This is a genomic window from Roseovarius tibetensis (assembly GCF_050896375.1).
GTDB lineage: Bacteria > Pseudomonadota > Alphaproteobacteria > Rhodobacterales > Rhodobacteraceae > Roseovarius > Roseovarius tibetensis.
In genome coordinates this window covers 169536-185601 of the sequence record NZ_JBPBBB010000002.1, presented here as the reverse complement: position 1 = coordinate 185601, position 16066 = coordinate 169536, and the positions used below count along the sequence as shown (strand labels likewise).

17 protein-coding genes and 1 tRNA gene are annotated in these 16066 nt (G+C 63.0%); 10 read left to right on the top strand and 8 right to left on the bottom strand.

All coding sequences use genetic code 11. The features are described from left to right. Nucleotides 1-129: 129 nt before the first annotated feature. Complete coding sequence (locus tag ACROSR_RS02795; protein WP_432682241.1) at nucleotides 130-528, top strand: hypothetical protein; 399 nt, start codon at nucleotides 130-132, stop codon at nucleotides 526-528. Between the two features lie 75 nt (nucleotides 529-603). Here ACROSR_RS02795 and ACROSR_RS02790 read toward each other — a convergent pair whose 3' ends face one another. Continuing rightward, nucleotides 604-942, bottom strand: a complete 339-nt coding sequence (locus ACROSR_RS02790; protein WP_432682240.1) for a hypothetical protein — start codon at nucleotides 940-942, stop codon at nucleotides 604-606. A gap of 338 nt (nucleotides 943-1280) precedes the next feature. Between ACROSR_RS02790 and ACROSR_RS02785 the strand changes: the two genes are divergently transcribed. Continuing rightward, on the top strand, nucleotides 1281-1694 hold the full coding sequence (locus tag ACROSR_RS02785) for a universal stress protein (RefSeq protein WP_432682239.1): 414 nt from the start codon (nucleotides 1281-1283) through the stop codon (nucleotides 1692-1694). Here the strand turns inward: ACROSR_RS02785 and ACROSR_RS02780 are convergent. The 3 genes from ACROSR_RS02780 to cuyA all read right to left on the bottom strand — a co-directional run bounded on the left by ACROSR_RS02780 (nucleotide 1691) and on the right by cuyA (nucleotide 5680). Beyond that, nucleotides 1691-2137, bottom strand: coding sequence for a YtoQ family protein (locus ACROSR_RS02780; protein ID WP_432682238.1), 447 nt, complete (start codon nucleotides 2135-2137; stop codon nucleotides 1691-1693). The two genes, ACROSR_RS02785 and ACROSR_RS02780, sit on opposite strands and share 4 nt — an antisense overlap. Before the next feature lie 14 nt (nucleotides 2138-2151). Beyond that, nucleotides 2152-4551, bottom strand: a complete 2400-nt coding sequence (gene pheT, locus ACROSR_RS02775) for a phenylalanine--tRNA ligase subunit beta (protein WP_432682237.1) — start codon at nucleotides 4549-4551, stop codon at nucleotides 2152-2154. A 112-nt stretch (nucleotides 4552-4663) separates the two neighbouring features. Next, nucleotides 4664-5680 (bottom strand): D-cysteate sulfo-lyase, encoded by a 1017-nt coding sequence (gene cuyA / locus ACROSR_RS02770; protein WP_432682290.1) that lies wholly within the window; start codon nucleotides 5678-5680, stop codon nucleotides 4664-4666. A gap of 162 nt (nucleotides 5681-5842) precedes the next feature. Between cuyA and pncB the strand changes: the two genes are divergently transcribed. Further along, nucleotides 5843-7135, top strand: a complete 1293-nt coding sequence (gene pncB, locus ACROSR_RS02765) for a nicotinate phosphoribosyltransferase (RefSeq protein ID WP_432682236.1) — start codon at nucleotides 5843-5845, stop codon at nucleotides 7133-7135. Nucleotides 7136-7190: 55 nt separating this feature from the next. Here the strand turns inward: pncB and ACROSR_RS02760 are convergent, their stop codons facing one another. Then, nucleotides 7191-7352 (bottom strand): hypothetical protein, encoded by a 162-nt coding sequence (locus ACROSR_RS02760; RefSeq protein WP_432682235.1) that lies wholly within the window; start codon nucleotides 7350-7352, stop codon nucleotides 7191-7193. Nucleotides 7353-7484: 132 nt separating this feature from the next. After that, a tRNA-Lys gene (locus tag ACROSR_RS02755) sits at nucleotides 7485-7560 on the bottom strand. Between the two features lie 107 nt (nucleotides 7561-7667). Here ACROSR_RS02755 and dapF point away from each other — a divergent pair. The 3 genes from dapF (at nucleotide 7668) to ACROSR_RS02740 (ending at nucleotide 10434) form a co-directional block, all read left to right on the top strand. Next, nucleotides 7668-8501, top strand: coding sequence for a diaminopimelate epimerase (dapF, locus tag ACROSR_RS02750; protein ID WP_432682234.1), 834 nt, complete (start codon nucleotides 7668-7670; stop codon nucleotides 8499-8501). Then, entirely contained in the window at nucleotides 8498-9754 is a 1257-nt protein-coding gene (gene mtaB, locus ACROSR_RS02745; protein ID WP_432682233.1) for a tRNA (N(6)-L-threonylcarbamoyladenosine(37)-C(2))-methylthiotransferase MtaB, read from the top strand. The genes dapF and mtaB overlap by 4 nt, the downstream gene beginning before the upstream one ends. Nucleotides 9755-9831: 77 nt before the next feature. Then, nucleotides 9832-10434, top strand: coding sequence for a glutathione S-transferase (locus ACROSR_RS02740; RefSeq protein WP_432682232.1), 603 nt, complete (start codon nucleotides 9832-9834; stop codon nucleotides 10432-10434). Between the two features lie 30 nt (nucleotides 10435-10464). Here ACROSR_RS02740 and ACROSR_RS02735 read toward each other — a convergent pair whose 3' ends face one another. Beyond that, nucleotides 10465-11154, bottom strand: coding sequence for an outer membrane protein (locus ACROSR_RS02735; protein WP_432682231.1), 690 nt, complete (start codon nucleotides 11152-11154; stop codon nucleotides 10465-10467). Between the two features lie 222 nt (nucleotides 11155-11376). Here ACROSR_RS02735 and petA point away from each other — a divergent pair, with 222 nt between their 5' ends. From petA to ACROSR_RS02715, 4 genes are all read left to right on the top strand, one after another. After that, on the top strand, nucleotides 11377-11940 hold the full coding sequence (gene petA / locus ACROSR_RS02730) for a ubiquinol-cytochrome c reductase iron-sulfur subunit (protein WP_432682230.1): 564 nt from the start codon (nucleotides 11377-11379) through the stop codon (nucleotides 11938-11940). Between the two features lie 12 nt (nucleotides 11941-11952). Continuing rightward, a complete protein-coding gene (locus ACROSR_RS02725; protein ID WP_432682229.1) occupies nucleotides 11953-13275 on the top strand; it encodes a cytochrome b in 1323 nt (440 codons plus the stop codon). A 16-nt stretch (nucleotides 13276-13291) separates the two neighbouring features. After that, nucleotides 13292-14137, top strand: a complete 846-nt coding sequence (locus ACROSR_RS02720; protein ID WP_432682228.1) for a cytochrome c1 — start codon at nucleotides 13292-13294, stop codon at nucleotides 14135-14137. A gap of 125 nt (nucleotides 14138-14262) precedes the next feature. After that, a complete protein-coding gene (locus ACROSR_RS02715; protein WP_432682227.1) occupies nucleotides 14263-14928 on the top strand; it encodes a cupin domain-containing protein in 666 nt (221 codons plus the stop codon). Here the strand turns inward: ACROSR_RS02715 and ACROSR_RS02710 are convergent. Next, complete coding sequence (locus ACROSR_RS02710; protein ID WP_432682226.1) at nucleotides 14925-16064, bottom strand: alkane 1-monooxygenase; 1140 nt, start codon at nucleotides 16062-16064, stop codon at nucleotides 14925-14927. The genes ACROSR_RS02715 and ACROSR_RS02710 overlap by 4 nt on opposite strands. Between the last annotated feature and the right edge of the window lie 2 nt (nucleotides 16065-16066).

The window sequence follows — 16066 nt, the reverse complement described above, 5'->3', positions numbered from 1 at the left end:
ATGGCAAGGGTACGATGATCCGACGAACTTGACACCCCGGCGCAGCGCGACGAGATTTCGGATTCAAACCGTGTTAGTGGACCGTACGTGGTCGCGTTGGTCACATCCGCACCAGAGGGTCGCTGCCGAATGAAAAAGCTGTTCATGTCTTGCCTCGCCGCGTCCGTGGCCGTGTTGTCGGGCTGCGCCACCCCGAAGGATCGGTGCATTTCCAACGCGACACAACAGTACCGCAGTGTCGAAAGCGCCTTGGCGACGGCCGAGGGCAACATCACCCGCGGGTATGCGATCCACACTCAACGCGTCCCCTACACCGTCAATCAGACCTGTTTTCGCACAGACCCATATACCAAGATGACGATCCCGTATTCATGCCCGTCCACGCAATACCGGACGGAAACGACCCCGGTCGCGATCGACATTGCCGAAGAGCGTCAAAAGGCGGCGCAGTATCGGAACATGCTGCCGGAACTGCGTCGACAGGCGACGCAGGGTGTGCAGCGGTGCAACGCGCAGTTTCCCGAATGATCGCACGCCACGGCCGGTGTACCACCGGCCCGTGGCGCTATGCGGCGACATCCGTGCTGCCCGCGCAGCGGGCTGTCACTCCATCAGGTTCAGGGCATCACCCCCGAGTATCTCGCCGCGCCCGGCACTCTCGCCGTCCTTGACCCATTCGAGTGACCTGCCGTCGATCACGGCCTCGTAACAGCCATAGTCGGTGTCGGGATAGCACACGCCATCTTCGGTGATCTCGTACCGGCCGGACGTGGATGTGTCATGGTACGTGCCATCCGCAGCAAAGTAGCTGCTGTATTGACCGCCACCCATACCCCCCTGATAGGTATTGCCGACCAGCGCCTCTTGCAGTTCCGCTTGCGTCGCGGCGAATGCGGGGGCCGCAAGGATTGCAACGGTCAGCCCTGTGAAAATCTTCGACATCGTCATCAGTCTACCCTTCCCGTTTCCATTGGCATGAGCGCGACACCTAAAACGGGCCATGCGCAGGGCAACCCGTGGTCCGGCCGCCCGTGTCGGCCCTCGTGTCATCCGCTGAGGCGTCATCGTCCACGAATTGCGCCGTTCTGGTCACGCGGCTAACGGTCGTCGATGCCGCGCCGCAAGACATCGGCGATCTCCGGGGCAGGTGGGGTCAATCGCGGAAATCTGCGCTAACTTGGCGCATGCGTCGCTGTTGCTACCAGTTCGTCGCATCCAACACCTGCCGAAAGCGCGAATCAGACTATTGGGCGCGCTCACACCAGTACTGGAAGCCCCAAATGTGCCGTAATCCGAAAATCATCCTTTGCCCGATCAACCTGCGCCACGTCAAACTGGACTACACCGCGTATACCGAGGCGTGGGAGATGGCCGCGCGGCACAACGCAAAACTCATCGTGGCGACCATCGCGCCAGAGTTCGAGCGCAACATGAACATATACGACTCAGATGCGTACTGGGGTGATGAGCTTAAGAAATTTGTCGCGGCCCATCCCCCCGAGGGCGTCGAATACGAGACCGTCGTGCGCAAGGGGGCGGTGCATCGCCAGATCGTCAAGCTGGCGAAAGAACGCAAGGTCGACGTGATCGTGATGGATTCCGCCAACCCCAAGGTGCAGGACTATCTGCTGGGCACCAATGCCAGCCACGTCGTCACCCATGCCGAATGTTCGGTCTACGTGGTCCGCAGCTAGGCCGGTAGGGTTCCTCTCAGAACATACCGAATGATATCAGCGACCTGTCCCGGCTCTCGCGCCACCGCGAGGGCCGCGGCATCGACCTCTTTCAGGGCGTGGTCATGCTCTGGGGGTTGCAGGATGATCATTGATTTCCCAAGCGCAGCCGCGAAACCCGCGTCAAAGGCCGCGTTCCACTGCTTGTAGCGATCCCCGAAACGTACGACCACGATATCCGCGTCTTCGAGACCCTTGCGCGTGCGGATCGCGTTGACCATCGCGCCCTTGTGGTCATGCCAGTACTTGTCCGGCTCGGCGCCGAGGATCGCCACACCGCAGTCGTCGCTTGCCGCGTGATCCGTCACCGGGCCGGTAAACGACACCTCAAGCCCTTGGGATGCCTCTATGATCTGCTCTCGCCAGTCGGTATGGATCTCGCCCGACAGATAGACGTTCAACATTCTGTCCTCCTTGGTCAGCCGCGCAGCGTGCCGCCGGTGGCTTTCTGAACCTTCTCGACAACCTTGGTCGAGATCGCCTCGATCTCGGTCTCAGTCAGCGTTTTTTCTCGTGGCTGCAACCGAACCGCGATGGCAAGGGATTTTTTATCTGCCCCCAGGCTGCCGCCCGTGAACTCGTCGAACACCCTGACATCCGTGATAAGCGATTTATCCGCCCCGAGGGCCGCATTCACGACCGTCATGGCCTCGACGTTCGCGTCGATGACAAACGCAAAATCCCGCTCAACCGCTTGCAGGTCACTGAATTCCAGCGCCCCGCGTGACGCCGAGGACCGGCGGGGCAGCGGGACGTCCGCCGGGAACACCGTGAAGGCCATCGCCGGCCCCTTGACGTCCAACGCCTGCAGGATCTTGGGGTGAAGCTCGCCGAACACGCCAAGCATGGTTTTCGGTCCGAGGCATATCCGCCCATGTCGACCGGGGTGAAACCAGCCTGGACCATCCCGCAGGATCTGTACCTTTGCCGGCGCGCCTATGGCGGTCAACACGGCCTCCGCGTCGGCCTTGGCATCATACAGATCGACCGCGCGCGACGCTCCGTGCACGTCCTTCGGGCCGGTGCGCCCGACCAGCAGGCCGGCGATCTGAAGATGTTGTTCCCCCGGCTCGCCGCCCTGAAAGGCATGCCCGACCTCGAACAGTGCCAGGTCCATTGTCCCGCGCGCCTGATTGCGCGCCGCAGCCTGCAACAGGCCGGGCAGCAGATCCGGGCGCATGTGGCTCATCTCGGAACTGATCGGGTTGGCGAGCATCGTCGCATCGTCGCCCCCGCCGAAAAGCTGCGCGGCGGCCTTGTCGATAAAGCTGTAGGTGACGCATTCGTTGTAGCCGAGTGTCGCCACGGTCCGACGCGCGACGCGTTCGCGTTTCTGCATCGGGCTGAGGATCGGCTTGGGCACACCCGCGTCGGCACGGGCCAAGGGGCGCCCGCGTAGCTTTGTCAGCGAGGCGATGCGCGCGACCTCCTCGACCAGGTCGGCTTCGCCCCGGATGTCCGGGCGCCAGCTTGGCACATGCGCGGTGTTGCCTTCCAGCTTGAAACCGAGGGCGGTAAGCGTCTGGCGTTGCTCGCTTTCCGGAATATCCATGCCGACCAGCGACTGCACCCGCGCAGGGTCGAGCCTGTAGGACCGGGCGACATCGGGCACCTTGCCGGCGACCACGCGGTTCGACGGCGTGCCCCCGCACAGGTCAAGGATCATCTGCGTCGCAAGGTCGAGCGCGGGCATGTTGAACTCGGGGTCGATCCCGCGCTCGTTGCGGTAGCGCGCATCCGAGTTGATCTTGAGCGCGCGGCCCGTCGCGGCAATCTGGATGTGGTCCCAGACGGCGGCCTCCAGCAGAACGTTCTCCGTCTCTTCGGTGCAGCCTGTGGCGAGCCCGCCCATGATGCCGCCGATGCTCTGGATGCCGGCCGCGTCGGAGATCACCACCTGACCGGCATCAAAGCTGTAATCCTTTTCATCAAGCCCCCTGAGGGTCTCTCCGCCTTCGGTACGATGCACACGCAGGTCACCCGATACCTTGTCCGCGTCGAACACGTGAAGCGGGCGATTGCGATCGAACGTGAAGAAATTGGTGATATCTACCAGTGCCGAGATCGGGCGCAGGCCGATGGCCCGCAACCGGTCCTGAAGCCACGCGGGCGAGGGACCGTTGCGCACCCCGCGGATAAGGCGTCCGGCAAACACGTGACAGCCATCCGACCGGGTGTCATCGTCGATCGAAATGGTGACGGGACATGGAAACTGCCCTTCGATATCCGCCATGACCGCCGGTTTCATCGTTCCGAGCCCGCGCGCCGCAAGATCCAGTGCGATGCCGCGAACCCCCAGGGCATCGGGGCGATTGGGCGTGATCGCGATCTCGATCACCGGGTCCACCTTGGCCGGATCATGGGCCGCCAACCAGTCCACGAACCGCTCGCCAACCTCGCCCGAGGGCAATTCGATGATGCCCTCGTGCTCTTCGGAAAGCTCCATCTCGCGCTCGGAACACATCATGCCATGGCTCTCGACACCGCGGATCTTGCCGATGCCGATGGTGGTGTCGATGCCTGGCACGTAGACCCCCGGCTTTGCGACGACCACCGTGATCCCGGCGCGGGCATTGGGGGCGCCGCAAATGATCTGCGTGTCGCCGTCCGCGGTCGCCACCTGGCAGACGCGCAGGCGGTCGGCATCGGGATGGGCCTCGGCGCTTCGCACGTGGCCGATCGTGAAATCGCCAAGCCGCGCCGCGGGATCCTCGATCCCCTCGACCTCGAGGCCCAGATCGGTCAACGCCTCGGAGATCCGGTCGACCGTGGCCGTGGTGTCGAGGTGATCTTTCAGCCAGGAAAGTGTGAACTTCATGCGTGCTCTTCCGCCTGTATGTATCGGGGTTGAGGGACGCCTTAAAGGATATCATCCCCTTGGAAAACCCCGCTTTGCAGCGGGCCGGCCCCATGGCGCCACCGGGCGCGGTTCAGCCCGTCCACTGACCGGAAAAATCGAACGCGTTGTCGTACCCGAAAAGCGCCACCGCGCCGCCGGTATGCAGGAAAACGACCCGTTCGCCCTTCTTGAAATGCCCCTTGCGGACAAGGTCGATGAAGCCTGCGGCGCCCTTTGCCGAATAGACGGGATCAAGCAGGATCGCCTCCAGCTCTGCGAACATGCGGATCGCCTCGAGACCGGCCTCGGTCGGAATGCCGTAGCCGTCGCCGACGTAATCGGTATTGGCGACCACGTCGTCGCGGGCAACCACGCCCGGACAGCCCAGCTTTTCTGCCGTCGCACAGGCAAGGTTGTAGACATTTTCCTCCTGCTTGGGTCGCGGCGCGCGGACACCGATGCCCAGTAGCGGGATTTGCGCATTCATCGCCTTGAGCCCGGTAATGAGCCCTGCCTGCGTGCCGGCGCTGCCGGTCGCGTGCACGATATGGTCCACCTTCAGCGCGCGGTCGTTGAACTGCGCCAGCATCTCGAAGGCGCAATTCACATAGCCAAGCGCGCCCGTGGGGTTCGATCCGCCGCCGGGAATGGTGTAGACCTTGCGGCCTTCGGCGCGGAACGCGTCGGCAACGCTCTCCATCTCGGCGTTCATGTCGGCACCGCCGGGCCGCTTCTCGGTGGTGGCGCCGTGCAGATGATCCAGCAGGACATTGCCGTTGTGATTGTAATTGGCGTTGTTCGACCCCGTCCTGTCCTCCAGCAGAAGATGACAGGCCATGCCCATCTTGGCCGCGAAGGCGGCCGTCTGCCGCGCGTGGTTCGACTGGGTTGCGCCTTGGGTCATCACGAGGTCCGCCCCCTGCAGTTCCGCCTCGGCCATCAGGAATTCCAGCTTGCGGGTCTTGTTGCCGCCGGTGCTGAGCCCGGTGCAATCATCGCGCTTGATCCAGATTTCCGGCCCGTCCAGTTCCCGGGTCAGGCGATCCAGGCGTTCGAGGGGGGTCGGCAGATGCGCGAGGAAGTGGCGGGGGTAGCGGGACAGGTGCATTTTCATCTCCATGATATGTATCCCGGCCACTCTACGCAGGCATGGCAACGCAAGCCAATGTCAATGTCGCACAGACGGGGTGCCTGACGTCCGGGCCTTACGCCTTGCACAGCACAGACCAGTTTGCTTAAACCCTCGGGATGCCCAACCGGAGACCGTCCAATGGTCGATATCGCAACCCGCGTCTATAATCACCGCTGGAAACTGGATCCGATCGTTCGGTCTCTGATTGATACAGATTTCTACAAGCTGTTGATGTGTCAGTCGGTTTTTCGCAATCGCCCCGACACGACCGTGACGTTTTCGCTGATCAATCGCACCAAGTCCATCAGGCTGGCCGAACTGGTCGATGAAGGTGAGCTGCGCGAACAGCTCGACCACATCCGGACGCTGTCCCTGTCACGCGGCGAGAGCACGTGGTTGCGGGGCAACACCTTCTACGGCAAGCGTCAGATGTTCACGCCCGAGTTCATGCGGTGGTTCGAGGCGTTGCACCTGCCGCCCTATCACCTCGAGGTCGTCGACGGGCAATACGAGCTGACCTTCGAGGGCAAATGGCCCGAGGTGATGCTTTGGGAAATACCGGCACTGGCCGTCCTGATGGAGCTTCGGGCCCGCGCGGTGCTGGGCGACATGAAGAAATTCGAGCTTCAGGTGCTTTATGCGCGCGCGATGACCAAGCTTTGGGAAAAGGTCGAGCGGCTGCGCCCCGTCGAGGGATTGCGCATCGCCGATTTCGGCACCCGGCGCCGCCATTCCTTCCTGTGGCAGGACTGGTGCGTGCAGGCCATGCGCGAAGGTTTGGGGGACCGGTTCGTCGGAACGTCCAACTGCCTGATCGCGAAGAATCGCGATCTCGAGGCGATCGGCACGAACGCGCATGAATTGCCGATGGTATATGCCGCGCTTGCGCCGGATGACGACGCGCTCGCCCGCGCACCGTATGACGTGTTGTCCGACTGGCACGAAGAGCATGATGGCAATCTGCGGATCATCCTCCCCGACACGTTCGGCACGACGAGTTTCCTTGAAAACGCGCCTGACTGGCTGGCCACCTGGACCGGTATGCGCGTCGATTCCGGGTCTCCCGAGGTGGCGGCAGAGGCGGCGATACGCTGGTGGCAAGAGCGAGGCGAGGACCCGCGCGACAAGATGCTGATCTTCTCGGATGGTCTCGATGTCGACAAGATCATCGACCTCCATACCCGGTTCGCGGGCCGGGTGCGGACGTCCTTCGGCTGGGGCACTCTTCTGACCAACGATTTCAGAGGCCTGACACAGGACGATGCGTTGGCGCCCTTTTCGCTGGTCTGCAAGGCCGTTTCAGCCAATGGGCGCCCCACTGTGAAACTGTCGGACAACCCGAACAAGGCCATGGGCCCGCCGGACGAGATAGCGAGATATCAACGTGTCTTCGGCGTCGGCCAGCAGGAGGCGATGGACCTGACCGTCTGAACAGGGGCGGTCGCAGGATGTCGCACCGATCGGCGCGCTCTCGCAACTGGCACATTCATCTGAACAGCTTGCCCAGTCCCTTCCCGGTGATGCGCCCCGCGATCCTGCGCCCGACGCGGCGGGATACAGAACCCTTGCGCGTCGACGTGACCGCCTGAGCGTCGCCGAGATACTTCGAGAGCATGTAGAGGAACCGGCGGAACTTTTTGAGTGTCATGGTTGTCAGGGTGCACGACTCCCCGCCCGGTGACAAACCTTTCCTTACGGGGACACATGCGGTGCCGCGTACAGGATCTGTCGTCAAACCCGTCCTGCGTTTGTTGCGAACGTCTTTTTCCCAAGGTGTCAGTGGTGAGCCGTGCAGGATTCGAACCTGCGACCCACTGATTAAAAGTCAGTTGCTCTACCAACTGAGCTAACGGCCCACTGACGCGCTAACTAGAAACAGCGGCGCGGGCGGTCAACCCCGAAAGTGACTGTATTCCAAGGCCCCATATGGATTCATCCCGAAAGCGTCGTTATATGCGGGGTCATGACTGATACGCGCGATCCCGGACTGGCTTTCATGAAGATGCACGGCCTCGGCAACGATTTCGTCGTGCTCGACGGGCGTGCCGGCGGGGTCGTGCCGTCCCCTGCGCTTGTCACGGGCATCGCGGACCGGCATCGCGGCATCGGTTTCGATCAGCTTGCCGTGATCGAGGCGGGCCGCGAGGATGCGCATCTGGTCTTCTACAACGCCGACGGGTCGCTGTCGGCGGCCTGCGGCAATGCCACGCGCTGCATCGCGCGCTACCTGATGGACGAGACGGGCCAGACCAGCCTGCGGCTGACCACCGCGCGCGGACATCTGGAGGCGGTGGACGCGGGCGATGGACGGGTATCCGTCAACATGGGCCAGCCACAGCTGGACTGGGACGCCATTCCCCTGGCCGAACGGATGGAGACGCTGGAATTGCCGATTGAGGGTGGCCCCACGGGCACCGGCATGGGCAATCCGCATTGCACCTTCTTCGTGGCGGATGCCGAGGCTGTGCCGCTTGACCGGTTCGGTCCACGCTACGAGCATCATCCGCTTTACCCGGAGCGGACGAATGTGCAGGTCGCACAGCTTGTCGGCCCCGATCGCATTCGAATGCGCGTGTGGGAGCGCGGCGTCGGCATCACGCTGGCGTCGGGGTCGTCGTCCTGTGCCACCGCGGTGGCCGCCGCGCGACGCGGGCTGACGGGGCGCCGCGTACGGATTGATCTCGACGGCGGCACGCTTGATATCGACTGGCGAGACGATGGTGTCTGGATGACTGGCGAGACCGCGCATGTCGCGACCGGCGTCCTGACCCCCGAATTCCTGCAGAGGTTCGCATGACTGCTCCAAAGTTCACCACGCTCGGCTGCCGTCTCAACGCGTATGAGACCGAGGCGATGAAGGATCTGGCGGCGCAGGCGGGGCTGACGGACGCGCTTGTGGTCAATACCTGCGCGGTGACGGCGCAGGCCGTGCGCAAGGCCCGGCAGGAGGTGCGCCGCCTGCGCCGGGAAAATCCCGACGCGCGCCTGATCGTGACCGGATGCGCCGCGCAGACCGAGCCCGAAACATTCGACGCGATGCCCGAGGTCGACGCCGTGATCGGCAATACCGAGAAGATGCAGGGCGACACGTGGGGCCGGCTTGCCGCCGATTTCGTGGGTGAAACAGAGCGCGTTCAGGTCAATGACATCATGAGCGTGACAGAGACCGCGGGCCACCTGATCGACGGGTTCGGCACCCGTAGCCGCGCCTACGTGCAGATCCAGAACGGCTGCGACCATCGCTGCACCTTCTGCATCATTCCCTACGGACGCGGCAATTCGCGCAGCGTGCCCGCCGGGGTCGTCGTGGACCAGATCAAGCGTCTGGTCGATGCGGGCTACAACGAGGTGGTGCTGACAGGTGTCGACCTGACAAGCTGGGGCGCGGATCTGCCCGCGCAGCCACGGCTGGGCGATCTGGTGATGCGTGTCCTCAAGCTGGTGCCCGACCTGCCGCGCCTGCGTATCAGCTCGATCGATTCGATCGAGGTGGACGAAAACCTGATGCAGGCCATCGCGACCGAGCCGCGCCTCATGCCGCATCTGCATCTCAGCCTTCAGCATGGCGACGACCTGATCCTGAAGCGGATGAAACGGCGCCACCTGCGCGACGATGCGATCCGCTTTTGCGAGGAGGCGCGGCGCCTGCGCCCCGAGATGACCTTCGGGGCCGATATCATCGCCGGGTTTCCGACCGAAACCGAGGGGCAGTTCGCCAATGCGCTGCGGCTGGTCGAGGAGTGCCACCTGACGTGGCTGCACGTGTTTCCCTATTCGCCCCGCCCCGGCACGCCCGCGGCGCGCATGCCGCAAGTCGACGGGCGCGCCATAAAGGACCGTGCCGCGCGCCTGCGCGCGGCCGGGTCGGACAGGGTCGCGGCCCATCTTGCCGGACAGACGGGTCGTGTGCATCGCGTCTTGATGGAGCATCCGCGCATGGGCCGGACCGAGCAATTCACCGAAGTCAGCTTCGGTGCGGATCGACCGGAAGGTGAAATCGTGACCGCTACCGTGACCGGCCATACCGACACGCAACTCGTTGCGGCCTGACACCAGAGCCGCGGCGCGGCTTTACACCCCGGTTGCAAGCGCCTAGCGTCGCGCCTGCAAACTCAAGGGGTCACATCATGCAGCTCATCGCCTCGCCGCTTTCACCATTCGTGCGCAAGGTGCGCGTTCTGTTGGTCGAGGCGGACCTCGTCGAAAGCGTCGAGGTGGTCAATGTCACCACTACGCCGCTGGAAACCGACGCGCAGGCCGCCGCGGCCAACCCGTTGGGCAAGATCCCCGCACTGGTGCGCGACGGCGGAGCGACGTTATTCGATAGCCGGGTCATCACCCGTTATCTCGATGACCTGGCCGGAGGCGGCTTTTACCCGCAATCGCGGCTGTGGGAGGTCCTGACACTGGAAGCCACCGCCGAGGGCATGATGGATGCGGCCGTATTGATGGCCTACGAGGGACGGTTTCGGCCCGAAGACATGCGCTATGAGCCCTGGGTCGAGGCGCAATGGGCCAAGATCGCGCGTGCGCTGGACGCCATCGAGGCCCGCTGGATGAGCCATCTCGCGGGGCCGCTGGACATGAGCCATATCGCCACCGGCTGCATGCTGGGCTATCTTGACCTGCGCCATAACGCACGCGGCTGGCGCACCGGGCGGCCCGCGCTCGACGCGTGGTACGCCGAGTTTTCGCTGCGTGACAGCATGCGCATTACGGCGCCGGAATGACCGGGCGCCATGCGCATGCCACACTGCGGATCAGAAGCTGTAGCTCAGCCCGACATTGACCGCATGCGTGACAAGCTCTGTCTCGAGCTTGCCGGGCGTCTGACCCGGCATGGAGATATCGGGATCGATGGTGGCGTCGTTGTCGGACCAGGTGACCTGGTACTCGGCAAAAACCGCCCAGTCGTCGTTGATCGCGTATTTCAGCCCGGATATGCCGCGCAGGGCAGGCCCGGTCGTTTCATACCCGAAGGTGCGGTTGCCCGCTCCCGCCACACGGATGTCCACATGCGGAATCGCCACGCCGACACCGGCGCCGATATAAGGCGTGAATTTCGGGGCTGATGCAAAGGCCCCCGGAAAGCGCTTCATCACATTGGCGGTGATGATGTTGTGCCCGTCGGTGAATTCCAGGCTTTCGACGCCAAGCGCGGTGCGATCTGCCGACGTCGCGGTGGCCTTGGCGTGCGTGCCCTCGATGCCGAAGCCGAAATCGCTGTCGGTCCACCAGATCGCGCGTCCGCCATAGTAGGGCGGGTTGTCGAACGAATCGACATCCCAGTCGATGTTGCGCCGCTGCGTCGTCCCGCCGGGCAATCGTACGGAATCGGTGCCGCTATAGGCCCCCTGCACACCCAGGTAGAGGCTGAGTTCCAGTTCGGCGGCGGCCGGGGCCGCGGTGAAGGTCAATGCCAGCACGGCATATTTGAGCTTGGTCAGCATGTTCGGAGCTTTCGCATGAAAAAACGGCTTTCGCGCGTGTCTATACTGCCGCAGGACAGGCGACAAGCGCGACAGAAGCGCGCCCCGGTCACATCTTCGGGTAATGCAGGCTGGACGCCTTGGGTCAGCCCCGCTAGATAGGCAGTTACAATTCGTATCGCCATACTGCTGTCCAGCCATTTCGAGCAAGCGGTACTGGCTCTGACAGATGGAGTGAACCTCGTGTCCCACACTGACGACCAAGAAGGCACCCGCAGGGACTTTCTGTATTTTGCCACAGCCGGGGCAGGTGCCGTCACAGCCGGGGCGGCCATTTGGCCGCTTGTCAATCAGATGAACCCGTCGGCCGACGTGCAGGCCTTGTCCACCATCCGGGTGGACATCAGTGGCGTGCAGGCCGGCCAGGAGCTGAGTGTGAGCTACCTCGGCAAGCCGGTCTTCATCCGTCGCCGTACGCAGGATGAGATCGAAGCGGGAAGCAACACCGCAGTCGAAGATCTGCCCGACCAGATCGCGCGAAACCCGAACATGCCAGACGATGCGCCGGCAACCGACGCAAATCGCACGCTCGACGAGGCGGGTGAATGGCTGGTCCAGATCGGCGTCTGCACCCATCTCGGCTGCGTGCCGAGCGGCAACAAGGCCGGTGACTTCTCGGGCTGGTTCTGCCCCTGCCACGGATCGCACTACGACGGTGTCGGTCGTATTCGCAAGGGTCCGGCCCCCGAGAACCTGCACATTCCCGTCGCCTCATTCGTCGACGACACGACGATACAACTGGGATAAGGAAACAACACGATGTCCGGTATTCCGCACGATCATTACGAGCCGACCACGAGCGGGCAGAGGTGGCTGCACAAGCGTCTGCCAATCGCGGGGCTCATGTATGACACGATCATGATCCCGACCCCCAAGAACCTCAACTTCATGTGGATCTGGGGTATTGTTCTTACGTTCTGCCTCGCGTTGCAGATGATCACCGGCATCGTTCTGGTGATGCACTACACGCCGCATGCCGACATGGCATTCGCGTCCATCGAGCACATCATGCGCAATGTGAATGGCGGGCACTTCATCCGCTACCTTCACATGAACGGCGCGTCGCTGTTCTTTGTCGCGGTGTACCTGCACATCTTCCGCGGCCTCTATTACGGGTCCTACAAGGCCCCGCGCGAGATCACGTGGATCATCGGCATGCTGATCTACCTGCTGATGATGGCCACCGCCTTTACCGGCTATGTGCTGCCCTGGGGGCAGATGTCGTTCTGGGGCGCCACGGTGATAACCGGGTTGTTCGGTGCGATCCCCTTCGTGGGCGAGACCATCCAGACCTGGCTGCTTGGCGGCCCCGCCGTCGACAACGCGACGCTGACGCGGTTCTTCTCGCTGCACTACCTGATGCCCTTCATCATCGCGGGGTTGGTGGCGCTGCACATCTGGGCGTTCCACACCACGGGCAACAACAACCCCACGGGCGTCGAAGTGCGTCGCACCTCCAAGGCGGATGCCGAAAAGGACACGCTTCCGTTCTGGCCCTACTTCGTGATCAAGGACCTCTTCGCGCTCGCCGTGATCATGGTCATCTTTTTCGCGATCGTCGGCTTCATGCCCAATTATCTGGGTCACCCCGATAACTACATCGAGGCGAATCCGCTTGTGACGCCGTCGCATATCGTGCCCGAATGGTACTTCTTGCCGTTCTACGCGATCCTGCGCGCCTTTGACGACAGTGTCTGGGTCGTGATGTTCGCAGGCTGGATCACCGGCGGGATCATCGACGCCAAGTTCTTCGGCGTGCTCGCCATGTTCGGGTCGATCGCGGTGATGGCACTGGCCCCGTGGCTCGACACGTCGTCGGTCCGCTCTGGCCGGTACCGCCCGATGTTCAAGTGGTGGTTCGCGCTTCTCGTGGTCGACTTCATGCTGCTGATGTGGGTGGGCGCAATGCCGGCCGAGGGGATCTATCCGACCATCGCGCTGATCGGCTCGGCCTACTGGTTCGCGTACTTCCTGGTGATTCTGCCGCTGCTTGGCGTGATCGAAAAACCGGAGATGGCACCCGCCACGATCGAGGAAGATTTCGCCGCGAATCACGCCCCGTCTCAGGCACCGGCCGAATAAGAAAGGACGAAGATCGATGTTCAAGAAAACAGGCATTGCCGCCCTGACGGCGCTGTCCCTTGCGGGGGGCGGCGCATGGGCTGCCAGCGCCGAAACCGTGATCGTGGACCGGGACTTTTCTTTCGAAGGTCCCTTCGGCGCCTTCGACCAGACCCAGCTTCAGCGTGGGTTGAAGGTCTACACGCAGGTTTGTTCGGCGTGTCACGGCCTGCAATATGTGCCGCTGCGAACCCTGTCGGACGACGGCGGGCCGAACCTGCCTGAAGATCAGATGCGGGCCTATGCGGCGCAATACGAGGTCTACGACGAGGAAGCCGACGAGTACCGCGAGGCGACGCCGACGGACGACTTCCCGATGTCGGCACTGGAAAACGCGCCCGACCTGTCACTGATGGCGAAGAAGCGCGCGGGCTTCCACGGGCCCTACGGAACCGGGATTTCGCAGCTCGTCAACGGTATGGGCGGGCCTGAATACATCTACTCGCTGCTGGTCGGCTACGAGGATCCGCCGGCCTGCGCGCCGGACGACATGGAGGGCAGCTACAACGTGGCCTTCGGTGCCGGCGGGGTCCCGTCCGAGTGCAAGGACGATAAAGGCAACAGCACCATTCCCGGAAGCTGGATCAACATGGGGCAGCCGCTCTGGGGCGATGATGTCGAGTTTGACGACGGCACCCAGGCCACGATTGAGCAACAGGCCGAGGATGTGGCCGCTTTCCTGATGTGGACCGCGGAACCCAAGATGATGGCACGCAAGAATGCCGGTCTGACCGGGGTCATCTTCCTGACCGTTCTTTCCGTGTTGCTCTACCTGACCAACAAGCGCATCTGGGCGCCGGTCAAGGGCAAGAAAAACCACTAAGGCACGCTGGTCACCGCGCCGCAATCATGCCCCCGCAGCCTTGGCTTGCGGGGGTTTTTTGTGGGTTCATTGACCCGGCCTAGCGTATGCCTATCTCTGCCAGGTGTCAGACAAGGAGATCCGTGATGCATATCAATGCCGATTTCTCGAAACGGGTCGTCATCCGCCCCGAGGATTACGACTGGGTCCAGTCCCCGGCGGGCGGTGTGGATCGCATGATGCTTGACCGTGTGGGGGACGAGGTGGCGCGGGCCACCACAATCGTGCGCTTCGCGCCGGATTCATGGTTCGATGCGCACACCCATGGCGGCGGCGAGGAATATCTCGTGCTGGACGGCGTCTTTTCCGACGAATCGGGCGACTACCCGGCCGGCACCTATGTCCGCAATCCGATCGGAACGCGCCACAAGCCCCACACGAGAAACGGCTGCACGATCCTCGTCAAGCTGCACCAGTTCGACCCGTCGGATACGGACCAGTTCCATATCGACACCAACCGTGCCACGTTTCGGCCCGGCCAGGTTGCGGGGCTAGAGGTGCTACCGCTGCACAGCGCCGTGAACGAGAACGTGGCGCTGGTCAGATGGGCGCCCGGCACCCGGTTGGGCACGCACAGACATAATGGCGGCGAAGAGATCTTCGTGATCAGCGGCACCTTTCAGGATGAGAATGGCGACTACCCCGCGGGCACGTGGATCCGGAACCCGCATCTGTCGGAACACGCGCCGTTTTCGGATGACGGTTGCCTGATTTACGTGAAAACGGGGCATCTGGCGGATCAGGCAGCTTAACGCGGCTGGGGATTGCTTGCCGTATTGTAGGGTGTCCAGTCCGCCACCTCGGGATAATATCTCCGGCGCCAGCGCCGCACGCGCGAATTCATCACCCGTCGCCAGAGCGGCGGCACCATCGCCGCCATGGTCATGAGCGGATAGCCATAAGGCAATTGCGGAGCCTCGGCCTCGGTATAGGTCTGCAATAGTGGAAATCGCCGATCGGGCTTGTAATGATGGTCCGAATGCCGTTGCAGGTTGATCAGCAGCCAATTGGAGGCCCTGTGCGCCGCGTTCCAGCTATGGCGCGGTTTCACATGCTCGTACTTGCCGCCGCCCAGATGCGCGCGTGTCAGCCCGTAATGCTCTATGTAATTCACAAGCTCCAGCTGCCAGATCGCGACAATGGCCTGCCACAGGAACAGCCCCAGACCGATCCAGCCGCCGGCCAGCACGGCCAGACCCAGCATGATCGCCTGTAATGCCCAATAGCGGAAGAACGGATTGGCGGAATCGTGCCATGGGCGCCCCTTGCGTGCCAGCATGGCCGTCTCGGCGCGGAAGGCCGACACAAGCGACTGTTTCAGCACGCGCGGGAAAAAACGGTGAAACCCCTCGTTGTACCGCGCCGTCACGGGGTCGCCCGGCGTGCCGACATGGCGATGATGCACCTGCAGGTGCTCGGACCGGAAATGCGAATAGAGCACCATGGCCAGCAGGACGTCGCCGAGGAACCGCTCGACCCGGTTGCGCCGGTGCATCAGCTCATGGCTGTAATTGATCCCGACCGTGCCGGTGATCGCGCCGACGCCGAAGAACAGCACGATGGTTTCCAGGGCTGACAGATGCGCATCTCCGGGGCCGGTCACGTACCAGATCATCCAGTAGAGAAGCCCGAACTGCACCGGCACCCAGATCACCGTGATCGCCTTGTACCAGCTCAGCTGATGCTCGGGCGTTTCGGGGTCGGCATTCTCGGTGTAAAGCCCCAGAAGCGCGTCGAGGATCGAAAACAGGTACCATGTCACGACAGGCAGCAGGAGTACCGACCAACCGCCGATCACCGCGCCCGCAACCGCGACAGGCACAAGCAGCAAGGACAGCCAGAAGGGCAAGGCACGGTGCAATCGGGCGACCCGGCTTGAGGGGATCATGG

Excerpts from the sequence above, each read along its gene's own strand:
- ACROSR_RS02795 (WP_432682241.1), top strand. The coding sequence starts at position 130 with ATGAAAAAGCTGTTCATGTCTTGCCTCGCCGCGTCCGTGGCCGTGTTG.
- ACROSR_RS02790 (WP_432682240.1), bottom strand. The coding sequence starts at position 942 with ATGTCGAAGATTTTCACAGGGCTGACCGTTGCAATCCTTGCGGCCCCC.
- ACROSR_RS02785 (WP_432682239.1), top strand. The coding sequence starts at position 1,281 with ATGTGCCGTAATCCGAAAATCATCCTTTGCCCGATCAACCTGCGCCAC.
- ACROSR_RS02780 (WP_432682238.1), bottom strand. The coding sequence starts at position 2,137 with ATGTTGAACGTCTATCTGTCGGGCGAGATCCATACCGACTGGCGAGAG.
- pheT (WP_432682237.1), bottom strand. The coding sequence starts at position 4,551 with ATGAAGTTCACACTTTCCTGGCTGAAAGATCACCTCGACACCACGGCC.
- cuyA (WP_432682290.1), bottom strand. The coding sequence starts at position 5,680 with ATGCACCTGTCCCGCTACCCCCGCCACTTCCTCGCGCATCTGCCGACC.
- pncB (WP_432682236.1), top strand. The coding sequence starts at position 5,843 with ATGGTCGATATCGCAACCCGCGTCTATAATCACCGCTGGAAACTGGAT.
- ACROSR_RS02760 (WP_432682235.1), bottom strand. The coding sequence starts at position 7,352 with ATGACACTCAAAAAGTTCCGCCGGTTCCTCTACATGCTCTCGAAGTAT.
- dapF (WP_432682234.1), top strand. The coding sequence starts at position 7,668 with ATGACTGATACGCGCGATCCCGGACTGGCTTTCATGAAGATGCACGGC.
- mtaB (WP_432682233.1), top strand. The coding sequence starts at position 8,498 with ATGACTGCTCCAAAGTTCACCACGCTCGGCTGCCGTCTCAACGCGTAT.
- ACROSR_RS02740 (WP_432682232.1), top strand. The coding sequence starts at position 9,832 with ATGCAGCTCATCGCCTCGCCGCTTTCACCATTCGTGCGCAAGGTGCGC.
- ACROSR_RS02735 (WP_432682231.1), bottom strand. The coding sequence starts at position 11,154 with ATGCTGACCAAGCTCAAATATGCCGTGCTGGCATTGACCTTCACCGCG.
- ACROSR_RS02725 (WP_432682229.1), top strand. The coding sequence starts at position 11,953 with ATGTCCGGTATTCCGCACGATCATTACGAGCCGACCACGAGCGGGCAG.
- ACROSR_RS02720 (WP_432682228.1), top strand. The coding sequence starts at position 13,292 with ATGTTCAAGAAAACAGGCATTGCCGCCCTGACGGCGCTGTCCCTTGCG.
- ACROSR_RS02715 (WP_432682227.1), top strand. The coding sequence starts at position 14,263 with ATGCATATCAATGCCGATTTCTCGAAACGGGTCGTCATCCGCCCCGAG.
- ACROSR_RS02710 (WP_432682226.1), bottom strand. The coding sequence starts at position 16,064 with ATGATCCCCTCAAGCCGGGTCGCCCGATTGCACCGTGCCTTGCCCTTC.